General features: G+C 63.5%; 11 protein-coding genes. 3 read left to right on the top strand and 8 right to left on the bottom strand.

All coding sequences use genetic code 11. The annotated features are described in order from the left end of the window. Window positions 1-97: 97 nt before the first annotated feature. From BLQ92_RS17965 to BLQ92_RS17990, 6 genes are all read right to left on the bottom strand, one after another. Window positions 98-1609, bottom strand: coding sequence for an efflux transporter outer membrane subunit (locus BLQ92_RS17965; RefSeq protein ID WP_090685878.1), 1512 nt, complete (start codon window positions 1607-1609; stop codon window positions 98-100). Further along, window positions 1602-2819 carry an efflux RND transporter periplasmic adaptor subunit gene (locus BLQ92_RS17970; protein WP_090685879.1) on the bottom strand — a complete coding sequence of 406 codons (1218 nt, stop codon included), beginning with the start codon at window positions 2817-2819 and terminating at the stop codon, window positions 1602-1604. Before BLQ92_RS17970 ends, BLQ92_RS17965 begins: the two co-directional genes overlap by 8 nt. After that, window positions 2809-6060, bottom strand: a complete 3252-nt coding sequence (locus BLQ92_RS17975; protein WP_090685880.1) for an efflux RND transporter permease subunit — start codon at window positions 6058-6060, stop codon at window positions 2809-2811. Before BLQ92_RS17975 ends, BLQ92_RS17970 begins: the two co-directional genes overlap by 11 nt. Window positions 6061-6295: 235 nt before the next feature. Then, window positions 6296-6970: a response regulator transcription factor gene (locus tag BLQ92_RS17980; RefSeq protein WP_090685881.1), complete on the bottom strand. Its 675-nt coding sequence runs from the start codon at window positions 6968-6970 to the stop codon at window positions 6296-6298. Window positions 6971-6998: 28 nt separating this feature from the next. Continuing rightward, window positions 6999-7922, bottom strand: coding sequence for a LysR family transcriptional regulator (locus BLQ92_RS17985; protein WP_090685882.1), 924 nt, complete (start codon window positions 7920-7922; stop codon window positions 6999-7001). A 308-nt stretch (window positions 7923-8230) separates the two neighbouring features. Beyond that, window positions 8231-8599 (bottom strand): hypothetical protein, encoded by a 369-nt coding sequence (locus BLQ92_RS17990; protein ID WP_090685991.1) that lies wholly within the window; start codon window positions 8597-8599, stop codon window positions 8231-8233. Window positions 8600-8882: 283 nt separating this feature from the next. Here BLQ92_RS17990 and galU point away from each other — a divergent pair, with 283 nt between their 5' ends. Then, window positions 8883-9776: a UTP--glucose-1-phosphate uridylyltransferase GalU gene (gene galU / locus BLQ92_RS17995; protein WP_090685883.1), complete on the top strand. Its 894-nt coding sequence runs from the start codon at window positions 8883-8885 to the stop codon at window positions 9774-9776. A gap of 38 nt (window positions 9777-9814) precedes the next feature. On the opposite strand, the gene BLQ92_RS18000 is transcribed toward galU, so the two are convergent. Then, window positions 9815-10267, bottom strand: coding sequence for a GDP-mannose mannosyl hydrolase (locus tag BLQ92_RS18000; protein ID WP_090685992.1), 453 nt, complete (start codon window positions 10265-10267; stop codon window positions 9815-9817). Window positions 10268-10421: 154 nt separating this feature from the next. Further along, window positions 10422-12962 (bottom strand): hypothetical protein, encoded by a 2541-nt coding sequence (locus BLQ92_RS18005; RefSeq protein WP_143016624.1) that lies wholly within the window; start codon window positions 12960-12962, stop codon window positions 10422-10424. Between the two features lie 1039 nt (window positions 12963-14001). Here BLQ92_RS18005 and BLQ92_RS18010 point away from each other — a divergent pair. Beyond that, complete coding sequence (locus tag BLQ92_RS18010; protein WP_090685885.1) at window positions 14002-15000, top strand: GlxA family transcriptional regulator; 999 nt, start codon at window positions 14002-14004, stop codon at window positions 14998-15000. A gap of 117 nt (window positions 15001-15117) precedes the next feature. Continuing rightward, window positions 15118-16662 carry a mannose-1-phosphate guanylyltransferase/mannose-6-phosphate isomerase gene (locus tag BLQ92_RS18015; protein ID WP_090685886.1) on the top strand — a complete coding sequence of 515 codons (1545 nt, stop codon included), beginning with the start codon at window positions 15118-15120 and terminating at the stop codon, window positions 16660-16662. Window positions 16663-16760: the final 98 nt, after the last annotated feature.

Genomic DNA, 16760 nt, shown 5'->3' on the forward strand with positions numbered 1-16760 from the left:
GTTTTCGTTTGATGAGGCAGCGCGTGGGTTGTGTGTGGCAGCGTGGGGCCGTCCGGCGAACTGAAGACGCTTGAGCGCCCTGCAGTTCGCGCAAACGCTAGCTGGCATCGGCCAGCTTGTTGCTCCCAACCTCCGGTTGCGCTTGAGCTTGTACCGGCTTCGCAGGCGCCGCAGCCGCCACCGCCGCCTGACCCACCGACCACCCACCACCCAGCGCCTGGATCAACCCCACCGAAGCCAGCAAACGCCGCGTATTCACATTCAACGCAAGGATCTGCGTATTCAGTTCGGTGGTCTGCGCCGTCACCACATCCAGATAGCTGACCACCCCATCACGATAGCGCGACATCGAGAGATTCAAGGTGCGTTGCGCGTCGGTGAGCGCCTCGTTCTCCTGGGTCGCTTCATCGCCGAGGTGATGCAATTGCGCCAGATTGTCCTCGACCTGCTGGAACGCCAGCAACACGGCAGCCTTATACTTCGCGCCGTTTTCCGCCAGCTTGGCGCGCGCCTCCTGGGTCATCGCTTCGCGCCGGCCGCCGTCGAACAGGGTCATCACCAGGCTCGGGCCGATCGACCAGATCTCATTGGGCGCCATGATCCACGGCGATAGCGTATCGCTCTGGAAGCCGCCATCGAGTCCCAGCGAAACGTCAGGGAAGAGGGCTGCCTTGGCGACGCCGATCTTCGCGTTCGCTTCAGCTACGCGCCGTTCGGCGGCAGCGATGTCGGGACGCCGCTGCAGTAGCTCGGACGGCATGCCGGTCGGAATCGACGGCAGATACGCAAGGCCGATCGACGGCGCCAGCGCGAACGACGAGGCCGGCACGCCGGTGAGCGAGGCGATCGCATGCTCGTACAAGGCGCGGCGCGCCTTGACGTCCTCGGCCGAGGCCCGCGCCGACGCGAGCTGGGTCTGTGCGCGCGACACATCGAGATCCGAAGCAATGCCGCCGGCGTGGCGGCTCATCGTCAGCTTCAAGGCGCGCTCGTAGGTGCTGATGGTGTCGGCGAGAAGCTGCTGCTGCTCGTCAAGTCCACGCAAATTGAAGTAGGCATCGGCAAGACTCGCCTGCAGGCTAAGCCGCACCGATGCAAGATCCGCCGCGCTCGCTTCGGCCGCCGCGCGGCCTGCGCTCACTTCATTGCGCACCTTGCCCCATAGATCGAGGTCGTAGCTGATCCCCACGTCCACGGTGTTCGAGCCGTAGACGTTGGGTTGATTCGAACCGCGCAAGGGCCGGTTCTCGGATTGCCGGTTGCTCGACACGTCGGCCTCGGCGCCGATGGTCGGGAACAGGCCCGAGCGCGCCTGCGCCAGATACGCGGTGGCTTCGTCGTGACGCGCCACCGCTGCGGCGACGTCGGGGTTGGCCGTGGCCACCTGCGCTTCGAGTTTGTCGAGTACCGGATCGCGATACACCTGCCACCAGCCGTCGCGTGGCACCTGATCGGCGGGCCTGGCCGGTTGCCACGCACCGCTCTCCTTGAAGGCCGTCGGAATGGCGGTGGGCGGCACCTGATAGGTCGGCGCGAACGAGCAGCCGCTAAACAGCGCGGCGACCGCCAGCGCCACACAAACAGTGCGCTTGAACTTAAGCTCAACCATGAGCGCGCTCCGCCTCGCGATGGTCGGCCAGCGAGGTGGCGGGCGCGCTCGCTGCGTGAGTGGTGGAGAGCCGCACCGCGTCGCCGGTGGCGATGGAGTCGGGCGGGTTGTCGATCACGCGGTCGCTGGCGTCGAGCCCCGAGCCGATTTCGACCTGGGTGCCCAGATCGGTGGCGATGGTGACGGGCTTGAGGACCGCGTGATCGTCCTTGCCGACCACCGCCACTTGCAGGCCGCTCTGGCGGAAGATCAGCGAACTGGCGGGAATCAGCAGCGAGTGCGGATCGGTCGGCATCGCGAAGTGCACTTCGGTGTACTCGCCGGGAATCAGCAGGCCGTTCTGATTGTCGACCGCCAGTTGCACGAGCAGGGTGCCCGAAGACGGCGTGATCGAATCGTCGGTATCGACGAGCTTCGCGTCGAACTTCATCCCCGGGTGTTCCGGCACGGTTAGCGTCGCCGTCATGCCCGGCTTGATGGCGGCTGCGTCGCTTTGCGGCACGCTGACGTACACCCGCAACTGGCGTGCGTCGGACACCGTGAAGAGTTCATGACCGTCGCCGCCGCCCGCGTCGATCAGCGCGCCGATATCGGTCTTGCGCGCCGTCACGATACCGTCGAACGGCGCGGTGATCCGCTTGAACGACTCCAGCGCTTCGAGGCGGTTGACGTTCGCCTGCGCGGCCGCCACGGTGGCTTGTTTAGCGGCGAGGTCGCTGGTCTTTTCGTCGGTGTCCTGCTGCGACACCGAGTCCTGCTTGAGCATCTCGGTCCAGCGTTTGGCCGTGGACGCCGCGAGCTTTTCGTTCGCCTGCGCATTCTGCAGATCGGCCTTGGCCTGCACCAACTGCTGGTCGAGGTCGGGCGTGTCGATCAGGCCGAGCAACTGGCCGGCTTTCACATGCGTGCCGATATCGGCGTACCACGCATGCAGATAGCCGGGCACGCGGGCATAGATCGGCGCGTTGACGAAGGCGGACAGATGACCCGGCAGGATCAGCGATTGCGTCGCGCCCTGGCGGTTCGGGGTATAGGCGACCACGGTCGGCACGGCCTGCTCGGCGGACCAGGTGGTCATTTCCTGCTTGGCGTGCACGCGGCTGAAGATGCCGGTTGTCACGACGCCCGCGGCGGCGAGCAGCACAACGATGCCGACCAGCTTCAGATGGCGCAGCCGCTTCGGCGAATTGATCTCGATCTCAGTGGACATGCATGACTCCGGTTTCGGAAGTAGGGTGATCTTTATCTTTGGCGGGAGGGTGCTTCGCCGCATCGCGACGGTGCACAAGGCTGAACACAACCGGTACGAACAGCAGGGTGGCGAAGGTCGCGCAGATCAGGCCGCCGATCACGGCGCGGCCCAGCGGTGCGTTCTGCTCGCCGCCGTCGCCGAGGCCGAGCGCCATCGGCGCCATGCCGATGATCATCGCGAGCGCGGTCATCAGTACCGGGCGAAAGCGCGTGAAGCCGGCTTCCATGGCGGCGACGAGCGCATTGCCGGTGACCGCGAGCCGTTCGCGGGCGAAGCTCACCACCAGAATGCTGTTGGCGGTGGCCACGCCCATGCAGAGAATCGCGCCAGTCAGCGCGGGCACCGAGAGCGGCGTATGCGTGGTGAACAGCATCCAGACGATTCCGGCGAGTGCCGCCGGCAAGGCCGTGACGATCACGAAGGCGTCGGACCACGAGTGGAAGTTGACGACGATCAGCATGTAGATCAGCACGATCGCGCCGATGAGACCGAGCGAGAGTCCGAGGAACGCGCTATTCATCGTCTCTACCTGGCCACGCAAGGTGACGATCGAACCCTTCGGCACGTCTTTGGCGGTCGCGTGCAGGATGTGCTGGACATCCGCGGCCACCGCGCCGAGGTCGCGCCCCTGAGTGGTCGCAAACACGTCGTAGAGCGGCTCGATGTTGTAGTGCGAGACGACCACGTCGCCCACCCCGCGCTCGATCGTGGCGATGCCGCCGAGGATCTGCGACTGGCCGTCCTTGCCGGTGACAGGCAGGTTGTTCAGTGCCGAGAGCGATTCCATCCGGTATTGCGGCGTTTGCGCGACGATCGGATACGACACGCCGTTATGCGGATTGAGCCAGTAGGTCGGCGACACCTGGCTCGTGCCGGAGAGACTCGCCACCACCGAATTGGTGACGTCCTGCTCGGTGATGCCCAGTTGATCCGCCCGCGAGCGGTCCACCGAGACGGTGAACTGCGGATACGTCGAAGCCTGCTGGATGCGCGTATCGGCAATGCCCGGGATCAGGCGCATACGGCGCATCACTTCGCTGGCATAGCGATGGTTGGCGTCCTGATTCGGCCCGGCCACCTGCAGGTCGATCGGTGCGGGCGAGCCGAAGTTCAGAATCTGACTGACGATATCGGCAGGCAGGAACGAGAAGGTCGTGCCGGGGAATTCGCGCGGCAGCAGCTTGCGCAAGGTCTTGACGTAACCGGCGGTGGGCGCATGATTTTCGTTCAGCGAAATCATGATGTCGCCGTCTTGCGGGCCCGTGGTGCCGCTATTGTTGTAGGTCAGATTGATACCGCTATTGGGCAAACCGATATTGTCGATGATGCTGCCCAGTTGATCGGGCGGCACCACCCGGCGCACGGCGTTCTCGACATGGTCGAACTCGGCGGCGGTGTCTTCGATGCGCGTGCCGATCGGCGCGCGGACATGAATGGCGATTTCGCCCGAATCGATGTCCGGAAAGAAGTTACGGCCAAGCCACGGCGCGAGCAGGAACGAGGCGCCCACCACGATCAGAAAGCCGGTCACGAAGCGCTTGCGGTTCGTCAACGCGAGACCGAGCACGATGCGGTAGATGCCGCGCACGCGTTCGAAACGATGTTCGAAGCCGCGCTGAAACCGCACCAGCGGATTGCGCGAAGGGGGCGCATGGTGATGGCCGTCGTGCGACTCCATCATGGCCGCCAGTTCGCCGGAGGCATGACCGCCCGAGGCATGCGGGCGCAGCAGGTACTGCGCGAGCATCGGCACGAAGGTGCGCGACAGCACGAACGAGGCGACCATCGCGAAGATCACGGCCTCGGCCATCGGCACGAACAGGAAGCGGGCGATGCCGTTCAAAAGCAGCATCGGCACGAACACGATACAGATACACAGCAGCGAGACGAAGGCCGGCCCGACGATTTGCGCGGCGCCGTCCATGATCGCGCTCCTGACGTCCTTGCCTTGCTCGAGGTGCCAGTTGATGTTTTCGATCGTAACCGTGGCGTCGTCCACCAGAATCCCGACCGCCAGCGCGAGCCCGCCCAGCGTCATCACGTTGAGCGTTTCGCCCATCGCGGAGAGACCGGCTATCGCTGCCAGCACGGCAAGCGGAATCGACGCCGCAATGATCAGCGTCGAGCGCCAGCTACCGAGGAACAGCAGGATCATCAGCGAGGTCAGCGCCGCGGCGATGATGCCTTCGCGCGCCACGCCGCTGACGGCGCCTTTCACGAAGGTCGACTGATCGCCCATCGTGACGAGTTTGAGTCCGGGCGGCAGCGTCTCCTCGATGCGCGGCAGTTGCGCCTTCACGCCCGCGATGATGTCGAGCGTCGAGGCCGAGCCGTTCTTCAAGATGCTCATCAGCACCGCACGGTGGCCGTCCACGCGCACGATATTCGTCTGCGGCGGATAGCCGTCGCGCACATGGGCGACGTCGCGAATGTAGATGGTTGCGCCGTCCACGGTCTTGATCGGCAGGTTGTTCAGGTCCTGCAGCGCGAGCGGGCTGTTGTTCAGCTTGATGTTGTATTCGAAGCGGCCGATCTTCTCGGTGCCGGCGGGGATGATCTGGTTCTGTTGCGCCAGCGCGTCGGCCACATCCTGAGCGGAGAGCTTCTTCGCCTGCAGCGCTTGCGGGTCGAGGTCGATCTGCACTTCACGGGTCTTGCCGCCGTACGCAGTCGGAATCGCCACGCCGGGCACGCTCAGCAGTTGTGGGCGAATGAAGTTAGTGGCGTAATCGGCGAGCTTCTGTTCGTCGAGCGTGTTGCTGGTGAGCGCTAGTTGCAGCACCGGCACGGTGGAGGCGTTGTAGTTGAGAATCTGCGGCGGCGTCGTGCCAGGCGGCATCTGCTTCAAGACGGTTTGCGAAACCGACGTCACCTGTGCGGTGGCGGTGCGAATATCGACGGTCGGTTGAAAGAAAATCTTGACGATGCCGTAACCGCGGAACGATTGCGACTCGATGTGCTGGACGTCGTTGACGGTGGTGCCGAGCGTGCGCTCATAGTAAGTAACGATGCGCCCGGCCATGTCGTCCGGTTGCAGGCCCGCGTAGTTCCACACCACGCTGATCACGGGGATACGGATGTCGGGAAAGATATCGGTCGGCGTGCGCAGTGCGGATAGCGGGCCGATCAACAGGATCAGCAACGCAAGCACGATAAACGTGTAAGGGCGCGTTAAGGCTAGCCGGACAATTTTTAACATCGAAAGCTGCTCCGTTCGTGCGTCAGTCGCTTAGGGCAAGTCCGGATGGTGGATTGCCCGATGTCGGTATTCTGGAGAGCAGGCCCTAACACGCGGCCACTAAAAGAATGAAACAAGTTTTAGCTGGGCGACATCACGAACAAGGCGCCGTTGCAGCGCCTGAAGCGCCGCGTCCTGCATGCAGAACGGGCGCTTGATCAGGGGAAGAAATGACGACCGCGAGTGCGCTTGCGCGTCAACCGAACAGATAGCCGGAGCCGCGAATCGTGCGGATCAGCGGGCGCTCGCCGGGCGTGTCGACTTTCTTGCGCAGACGGCCCACGTGCACGTCGATCAGGTTGGTGCCCGGATCGAAGCGGCAACCCCACACGGCCTCGAAAATCATCGTGCGCGTCAGCACCTGGCCGGCGTGACGCATCATGAATTCGAGCACGCGGAACTCGGTGGGTTGCAATTCGAGTTCGCGCTTGCCGTGGGTAACGCGGCGGCGCACGAGGTCGAGTTCCAGCGCGCCGGTGCGCAAAAAGGTTTCGGCCTTCGCATTACGCGGCCGGCGGCGCAGCAGCACCTCGACGCGCGCAAACATCTCGTCCGCCGAGAACGGCTTGGTCAGATAGTCGTCGCCGCCGGCCCGCAGCCCTTGAATGCGGTGGTCCACATCGGACATTGCGCTCATCACCAGCACGGGGGTTTCCATGCCGACGCCGCGCATGGTGGCGACAATCGTCAGTCCGTCGAGGTCGGGCAGCATGCGGTCGAGCGTAACGACGTCGTATTCGCCGGCCATCACCTTGGCCATGCCTTCGCGGCCGGTGCGCGCTACGTCGACCGAGAACCCGCTTGAAGTGAGCGTGCGTACGATGTCGTCCGCGATCAGTTCATCGTCTTCGATCGTCAGTATCTTCGGCATAGTTCGCGATAGGTTTTATTACAGTCCATCAAGCCACGACCCGCAGCGCAACAGGCTTGTCGGGCGCGCGATACTGGCTCACCGCGAAGTCGATAAAACTGCGCACCTTCATCGACAGATAGTTGCGGCCGGAGTAGAGGATGGACACATGACGCGGGCCGCCGTTCACTTCGTACTGTTCGAGCACGGGTACGAGCGTGCCGTGAGCGAGGTCGTCGGTGACGGATGGCAGCGGCAGCAGGGCGATACCCATATGGTTGAGCGCGGCGACGCGCACCATCGCGCTGCTGGTGGCCGTTAGCGCGCTGCCGGTGTTGACGCGGTAGACCCCGTTGGCGTCCGCGAATTCCCAACTGCGCGAACTGCCGTCGGAAACGGTCAGCAGGCCGTGCCGGTTCAACGCGGCCGGGTCGCGCGGCGTGCCGTGACGGGCCAGATAGGCGGGCGAGGCCACCGTGACTTCCTCCATGCTGGTGAGCGTGCGGCTTACCAGGGTGGAGCTGGCCAGACGCCGGTCGTCGGAGAAGCACACGTCGAAGCCGCCTTCGACCATATCGATATGCGTGTCGTAGGTGGTGACGTCAAAGTCGACGCGCGGATGCAGCGTGCGATACGAAGCCAGCAGAGTGCCGAGGCCCGAGGTGGCGAAGGTCATCGGCGTGGCGATGCGCAGCGTGCCGCGCGGGTCGCGCGTGGTCTGCACGAGGTTCGACTCCATTTCATCGAGCTTCTCGATAATGGTGCGGCAGCCGTCCAGATACTCCTTGCCCACTTCGGTGAGCGACAGGCTGCGCGTGGTGCGGTTGAGCAGGCGCATGTTCAGATGTGCCTCGAGCATGCTGACACTGCGCGTGACGGCGGCTGCCGACATGCCCAGTTGTCTCGCGGCCAGATTGAAGCTGGCGAGATCGACTACGCGTGTAAAGACACGCATCGCTTGGAGCTGGTTCATGGGCTGACACTAGGAAAGGACGATGCGTGCATCATGGACGCTCGCGGCTAACACGGGGCAGCCAGCTTGATTAAGTCTTTTTTAATTTTATGCAATGTTCATGAACTGCGTGGGGCGCCTAGCGCGCTTGCCACACGTTGCGCGGGTCGCCTTGCAAAAGCGACAGGCAAAAAAAGAGCGCGGCCTAAGCCGCGCTTCTAAGGAGATCTTGAAAAAGACCGCAGTGACGCGGACAACAAAGTATAGATCGCAGCCTGCTAGCTGGGAGTGCGAACTTTGAAATACATTGCTGCGCGAAATGGAATGAATCAATTCATCAACGCATGCGCCTCTTCCGTTTGCAGCGCTTCGAGATGTTTGCCCAAGGCTTCGTTGAGTTTGGCGAGAGAGGGCGTGGGCAGCGCGAAACCGGCCCAGCCGAGACCCGTGTGGCGCATGAACAGCACAGCGCCGTCGTAGAGCGGATGCTTTTCGGTGTGCCAGCAAGGGTCCATTTCGATCACATATTGGTGTGTGCGCGACGGCTCCTTCGGCACCTCGGGTCGCATCGCGGCGCGGATCAGGCTCAGACGCTCGATCACCGCGTCGACTTCTTGCGCGCCGAGCAGCACGGCGTTTTGATCGATTGCGACCCGGACTGCGTTGTCGCCGTACTCGTTCATCATCTCGATGGTCATCGCCATGTCCCGACTCCTCAGACGTATTTCGATGCGGAAATTATGGAGCGGGGCCGCGCTGCGAAGGTTGAAAGAGGGCAATCGTTTGATGAAACTTTGTTTAAGGAGCGCGTCCGTCCCACATGGCGCCACTTCGGGATAGGGTCAGGAACGGCGGCAAACGGCGACATGTTGGCAGGCGGCCTCGACGTCTGAAGAATAGTCTCGAACTCATTTAGCGGGAAATCCGGCTTCAGGCAGCATGCAACCGGGACGATTCGTCACAAAAGGGGAGTGAAGAAAAATGCGCAACGTTCATAAGGCGGTGTTTCCGGTCGGTGGGCTCGGTACGCGGTTTCTGCCCGCCACCAAGGCGAGTCCCAAAGAGATGCTGCCGGTGGTCGACAAGCCCTTGATACAGTATGCGGTCGAAGAGGCGATCGCCGCGGGCATGACGGAAATGATCTTTGTGACCGGCCGCGGCAAGCGCGCGATCGAAGATCACTTCGACAAGTCGTACGAGATCGAAGCGGAACTGATGGCGCGTGGCAAACAGGAACTGCTCGATCTGGTGCGCGGCATCAAGCCGAGCCACGTCGACTGCTTTTATGTGCGCCAATCCGAACCGCGCGGCTTGGGGCATGCCGTGCTGTGCGCGGAGAAACTGATCGGCGACGAGCCGTTTGCCGTGATGCTGGCGGACGATCTGATCGACGGCCGTCCTCCCGTGCTCACGCAGATGATCAGCGTGTTCGATCACTATCACTGCTCGACGCTCGGCGTGGAAGAGATCGAGCCGCAGGACACGCGCTCGTACGGCGTGATAGAAGGCAAGGCGTGGGACGACCGCATCTTCCGGATGTCGGGCGTGGTGGAAAAGCCGGAACCGGCGCTGGCGCCCTCCAATCTCGGCGTCGTAGGGCGCTACGTGCTGACGCCGGGCATCTTCGATCATCTGCGCAAAACCCGGCCCGGGGCCGGCGGCGAGATTCAGCTCACCGATGCGATCCAGTCGCTGCTCGCCGACGAACAGGTGCTCGCCTATCGCTATCGCGGCACGCGCTTCGATTGCGGCAGCAAGATCGGTTACCTGAAAGCGACCGTGGAATTCGCGCTCAAACACCCAGAGGTGAAAGCGAGCTTCGAGGCGTATCTGAATGCGAAGCTCGCGGCGGACCATCCGGAGCTGACGCTGTGAGGTAAGGGCGCACGGGGCGCACAGGGCGCAGGCGGCGCTCAGCGAAAATACGCCTTGGTATTTTCATGCACGTCGGGGCAGACCAGCAGCTCCGACGGCGCCATCCATACATAGTCGCTGTGTTGTTCGAAGCGCCCGATCGGCGCGGCATCGCGCAGCACCAGCATATAGCCGAGCACCACGTAGTGGGTTGAAATATCGGCTGCGCCGGCAAAATTGTCGTCGTAGTGGTGTTCGAACACGCCACGAAAACAAGCCGTGCTCTGCGAGACATTCTCCAGCCCGAGTTCCTCGCGCACGATGCGGCTAAAGGCGCCGTTCAGCGATTCGTCCTTGCGGATCCGCCCGCCCGGCACGAACCACGTGCCGCGCGCCGGCCGGTTGACACGCCGCCCCAGCAGCACGCGGCCACGATCGTCGACGACGATCAGGTCGATCGAGATGAGCGGCGTAAGGCGGACGACGTCGAGAAATTCCGGTCGCGCAAGCATGGGCTCGTTCAACTCCTGATTCATGTGGCGGGTTGCGCTCGTCATCCCGGTCTCTGCGCAATGACGCGGTGCGTTCAGTCTAGCGTCTCGCGCTAGCGCGCCCGTGTGCCGCACCCCTGCCAAATGCGCCGAAGTCTCTGCGAGCGAGGACAAATCACTGGGCGACATAGCCCGTCGGGACGGTGACGTTGGCTTTCGCCACGCTTGCATTGGCCGAGATCACATAGATCGGCGCTTCGGTGAGCGTGAGCGCGGCGATGCCGTTGCTATAGGAAAGGCTCGACGGATTGCCCATCATGTCGAGCACGCTCACCTGGCCGGAGGTGCCCGGCGCGTCGACCTGCAGGCTGTACGGCATCTGATAGGTCGAACTGAAACCCTTGCTCGCATTCCAGACGGCATTGTTGTGGGTCCACAGCGCGGTGATTACCGCGCCGCCATTCAGTTGCTGGAACGCATACGCATAGACGCCGGCCGGTACGCCATTCACCGGCCCGAGCGTATTGGTGCCGTCGATGATGCGCGTCATCGCGGCGGTCACCATGGCTGCCGGTTTGGGGCTGATCGCCGCCGGGCCGAAACCGCCTTGCTGGTCGGCCAGATCGAAGAACAGTCCGTAGCCGATCTGCCCCGGAAAATCCGTCGCGTAGAACAGATAGGTCACGTCGGCGCCTTCGCCGAGCAGAATCAGGTGGGTGCGGGCCACCAGCGCCCCTTGTGCGTACAGGACATTCGGGGTCGGCGAATTCGGGCCGTACTTCGAGCCGATGTCGTAGCTGATGCCGGTTTCGGTGACGAACAGGCGCGCGCCGGGCTTGAGAGTGGTGGCAATCTGCTGGCGCAGCGCCCGCATGGTGGCCGGCAGCGATTGCGCCGCCTTTGCCGGGTCGGGATCGCCGACGAGCCGCTCGGGCGGGTGCGAGGGCGAGGTGCCGACGTCGTAATAGCCGTGGATCGACACGCCGTCGAGATAGCGGGAGATGCCGAGCGGCGCGAGCCGTTGCAGCCATTGCGTATTGGTGGCGACCGAGGCGTTGGTGGTGCCCATGATCACCGCGTCGGGATCGGTTGCGTGAATCGCTTCCCAGGTGGCCTGATAGAGCGCGACCAGATTGGCGTCGGTGTCGCGCCATGGCAAGCCGCTGTTGTAATCGGGCTCCCAGGTCACCTGATAGTAGTTGCGCGACTGGTGCGGAAAACGTTGCGCGCGCACCTGGTTCGATTCCTGCCCGACCCGGTTCATGAAGCTCTGATACGCCGGCAGCGAAACGGGTAGATAGCTGTGGGTGGCCGCATGGGTGGGGCTCGCCCAGGCCGGAATGCCGTCGAGCTGGATCAGGCGCATCAGGTCGCCCGGGCGGAACACCGGCGCGAGCGGATACGCGGCGGCGTTGAAGGTGTTCGGCCCGTTCGGCTCCATCATGTACCAGTTGCGATTGTCGTTGACCCAGCGCAGCCCTAGATCGGGATAGAGCGGCCGGTAGCCGTCGCCTGAACAGCAGCTCTGGCCAGGCGTGACATACGCCGCGCCCTGGCCGCCGAAACGGTGTAGATCCTCGCGCGCGTAGGTGGGTGGCGCCAGCACGCCCGTCAGGTTCGGCAGCACGCCGAAGGTTGCCATGCCGGCTGGGCGCGTGCCGCGCGTCGGCAGACCGGCGCCCGCCGTGCTGAGGCTGGCCGACACGGCAAAGTAGCCGGCCAGCGTGGAAATGCAACTTAGCGACACGACTTGTGGACCGCTCGCCACCCCGAACTGGCCGGAAGCGCGCACGTTGCTCCATGCGTCGAGGATCTGCCAGTCGAGCGTGTCGCTCTGATTCGCCCGAGTGGTCAGATTCACCACAAAGGGGCGGCCGTTGGCGAACATGCGAGTGCCGTCGCTGCCGGGCGTATCCGCTTCGACCAGGGCGCCGTTCGGCGCAGTATTGACGGGGTCGGACGGCGCGCTGCAGGTCAGCGCGTTGCCGCTCGGCGTAGCGGTGAGCGACGGCGCGCTCGGCGTGGCGGCGATGCCGCTGTCGTACCAGCAGCGCTTTTCGGTGCCGGGCGCGGGATCGCCGAACACGCCATTGTCGCAAGGCGTGCCGCCGTTAAAGGTCAGGATCACGTATTGTGTATCGCTGCCGTATTTGACCGCATGCGTACCCGAAAAAGTGCATACGCCGTGCTCGGCGGCGCAGGCCGTCCACGTGATCGCGGCGTGCGAGGTCGCAATGGCGGTGGCGGGTGCGCCAGACGTTGCGCCAGACGTTGCGCGCGCCCCCGTGTGCTCCACGGCGGACGCCGGCGCCATGGCCGGTGAGTTCTCGGCCGTAGCGCCGGGATGCACGATCCAGCAGTGTTTCGGCATGCCAGGCGAAGGGTCGCCGAACACGCTGTTGTCGCACGGCTTGCCGCCTGTCAGCGTGAGCACCACATAGTGGCTCGGCGTGCCGTAGCGGATCTGCTCGGTGCCGCTGAAGCTGCAGAAGCCGTGCTCGTCTGCGCACAGCGTGGTGGCCGTCGTCCCCGCAGCCGTGCTCGACGGAGCCGGCAGAGCGGCTGCGGCCGCAGCGCTCGCCGCCTCGTTGTGCGGACTGCAGGCGGCGAGGGCGAGCGCAACCAGCAGTTGTAGTGTGGCCAGCCAGCCTCCCGCACCCCGGGCAGGGCGCACGGGGCGTGCGGCATCGAGCTTCGGGGCCGGCGGGTGTCTCATGATGAGTCGACCAATGACTGACGGCAGCGTCACGGCCAGCATAATGGATACGGACCTGGCATACCACGACAAAGCCCAGGCCATGAGAGCAAAAAAGTCGTACGTCATGCGCGTTCCTCGCCTGCCTGCTGGCAGTGCTGACGCAGGATGCAATGGTGTGATCGTACGATCTTTGCAGAGTAAGAGCTACGCATTTACGCTGGCGTAATTAGTATGAACTGCGAACTATCGGACCGAAATGTCAAGCGCTGTCCGAAAGCACCAGGCTAGCTCCGCCACGCGTTCATATCGCCGCGCGTATGCGCAGCGCCGCGGCAATGCGCAAAGGACAATAGATCAGACGTATGGAATTAACGTGCCGTTTCAGAATTGAAACACTTTCGTCAGTCGCAGCCTTTGTATCGCTTTGTATAGTTTTGAAACAACTTTGCTGGCGGGTTGTAAATAGGCTATTTCAGAGCATTCGCTAAAATAACCAATGCCGGGTTTCTTCGCCCGTGTCGCGAAAGGCGATCCGCAGCCACCCATCTAATTTCACGTTTGAAACATTTTTAGCTGTTTGGCGGGGCGCCGGAACCGGCCGGTGCCCGCAACCCCGCCTTGCGTCAAGGATGGTACGAGGCATGCTTGCTGCGATGCATCATAAAGTTTCACTCAGGCCATCGTACGAGGATTCTCCTAAAGAACTCCTGCCGCCCGCAGCGCAACATCGCCGTCCCCGGTGATTTCGCCTGCCGTACTGGCTTGCGCTCGTCCAGCAGACCGAAGATTCGTCGGATGTTTAGTGCGCCCTCGAAATACCAGGCGTAACTGGATTTCAAACGGATCAAAGTCGCGATTAGCCAAGCTGTTGTACGTTCGCACCAAATTTCCAATTTGCGAATTTATATATAGCGACGCAATCCGCCAACATCGCGCGCATTTCGGTCACTGCCATCAACGGCGATTTTCGGCGTGGATATGATGCAGTGCAATGCTATTAAAAGGTTAGAAAATCAGAAGATTCGGTTCGCAACGCATGACATGGTAGGGGAAGATCATGCCGCATATGTCCGTTGATACTGCGAGAATCACCTGGCTGCACACGCCTAGTGTGAATGTGCGATGTGCGGCGCGCCGCGTCGGCATCCTGCTATTCGACCGCTTCGGCCTGCTGGGAGCAGGTATCGTGGCCGAAATGTTCCATACCGCCAACGAAATCGCCACCGTGCATGCCGGCGATGATCCCCCCTACGAAGTGCAGTTCCTGTCGATGGAAGGCGGTAGCGTGGCCAGTTCGTCGTCGGCGCGGATGTGGACCGATGGCATCGATGCACGCTACAGCATGGGCTTCGACGTGCTGTTCGTGGCCGGCGGCTACGGCGCCAACGTGGCGGCTCGCGACGAGCACCTGCTGGGCTGGCTGCGCTCGGTGCGCGCCCGGACCCGCACGATCGAACCGATTGCAGAAGGCCACATGGTGCTCGCGGCGGCAGGGCTTGCCGAGCACGACGACCTGCGCCATGCGAGCCCGTATCTGCCGCACGCTTCGAGCGACAGTGCGCTGGGCGAGTCCAACGATCGGCACGATGCGAGCAAGAGCGCGCTGATGTTCATCAAACGCGATCTCGGCCTCGATGTGGCCCGCAACGTGGCGGACCGCGTGATGCCCGGCATGGGGGCGGCGTTGATGCCGCGCCTCGCCGAAGGCGGCACCATGAGCGTCGGCGAGAAGATCCGTCAGGCGGCCCGCTGGATGGAGGCCAACTGCGACCGGCCGGTGTCGGTAGCCGATGCGGCGCACGTGGCGGCCATGAGCGAGCGCAATTTCCTGCGCCGCTTCAAGCACGAGATGCACGTCACGCCGTCGGATTATCTGCTGCAGGTGCGCTTGCGCATCGCCTGCAATTTCCTCACGGAAACTGAATTGCCCGTGGACAAGATTGCACGGCGCAGCGGCACCGGCAACGGCGACCGTCTGGCGAAGATCTTCCGCAAGCGCATGGCCCTCTCGCCGACGGAATACCGCGCACGCAGCCGTACCGTCACTCAGGAATAGGCACGGCAGGCTCGCGCGAGGCCAGTGGGCTACGCCCCCCGGATTGAGGGCGCGAATCTCGAGCGATGCGAGCGTAAAGGGAAAAGCACGTCCTATTTAGTAATAGGAGTACTAAAAATGGTAAATGCGTACCGGGATGACGCCGATCAAGACGGCAGCACCGGCGACGGCGCCGACCGGCTCGCAGCGAGCGAGCCGCGGGAGAGTTGTCTGAGCATTGCCCCTGTGATCCTCGCCGGCGGTTCGGGAACCCGGCTCTGGCCGCTGTCGCGCGAGCACTATCCGAAGCAGTTGATCGACGTGATCGGCACGCATTCGCTGCTGCAGGACACGGTGCGGCGCCTCGACGGCTTTCCGGCGCAGTGGACGGTGCGGCCCATGCCGATCATCGTCTGCGGCGACGAACATCGTTTCGTGACGGCCGAGCAGTTGCGCGAAAGCGGCGTCGCGGCTCACCTGGTGGTGGAACCGGCGCGGCGCGATACCGCTCCCGCTTTGACGCTCGCCGCCGCGCTGGCGGCGGCCGACGGCGAAGACACGATTCTGGTGGCGATGCCGGCCGACCATGCCATGCTCGACAGCTGCGCCTTTCAGCAAGCGGTGGCGCAGGCGGCGCTGCATGCGCAGCGCGGCGCGATCGCTACGCTCGGCGTGCCGCCGACACGGCCCGATACTGCATTCGGCTATATCCGCCTCGGTACCGAAATCGAACCGGGGACTTATCGGATCGACCGTTTCGTCGAAAAGCCCGCGCTCGAACTCGCCGCGCAGTATGTCGCGTCGGGCGCGTACTGGTGGAACAGCGGCATCTTCGTGGTGCGTGCGTCAGTGTGGCTTGCGCTCGTCACGCGTCTGCAGCCTGCCATGGCGGACGCCTGTCTTGCCGCGGTCACCAATGGCCACGCCGACGGCCCATTCTTCCGGCCGCAAGCCGAAGCGTTTGCGAAGGCGCCGTCCGATTCGATTGACTATGCGGTGATGGAGCGGCTCGGCACCGCCGGTCCGGCAGGCGAGCCGTTCGAAGGCGTAGTGGTGCCGCTGGTGGCCGGCTGGTCCGATCTGGGTTCGTGGGATGCCGTGTGGGATGCGCTCGACAAGGACGCCGCCGGCAACGTTGCGCGCGGCCGGGTGCTGTTCGAAGGCGCGACCTCTTCGTATGCCCACTCCGAAGGACGCCTCGTGGCCTGCGTGGGCACCAACAATATCGTGGTCGTCGAAACCGCCGACGCTGTGCTGGTAGCCGACCGCTCGCACGTGCAGGACGTCAAGGGGCTGGTGGCGCGCATCAAGGCCCAGCATTCGCCCGAAGCGGAGGAACACCGCAAGGTGCATCGCCCATGGGGCTTTTACGATTCGATCGATCACGGCGACCGCTTCCAGGTGAAGCGCATCGTGGTCGACCCCGGTTCCCGGCTCTCGTTGCAGTTGCACCACCATCGCGCCGAACACTGGGTGGTCGTGCGCGGCACGGCGATGGTCACACGCGGCGAAGATCGCTTTCTGATGAGCGAAAACGAGTCGACTTATATCCCGCTCGGGGTGCGGCACCGGCTCGAGAACCCCGGCAAGGTGCCGCTCGAAATTATCGAAGTGCAATCGGGATCGTACCTCGGCGAAGACGACATCGTGCGCTTCGACGATACGTACGGCCGCTGCAATTGAGTCTGGCCGATCTGGCAAGCGCGGCCGGCAAAAGCGGTGGGTAAGAGCATTGGGAACAGGCAGTCGGTTGGGAACAGGCAGTGGGCAGGAGTGGTTGG

Origin of the sequence: Paraburkholderia phenazinium (assembly GCF_900100735.1) — a bacterium.
Taxonomy (GTDB): domain Bacteria; phylum Pseudomonadota; class Gammaproteobacteria; order Burkholderiales; family Burkholderiaceae; genus Paraburkholderia; species Paraburkholderia phenazinia.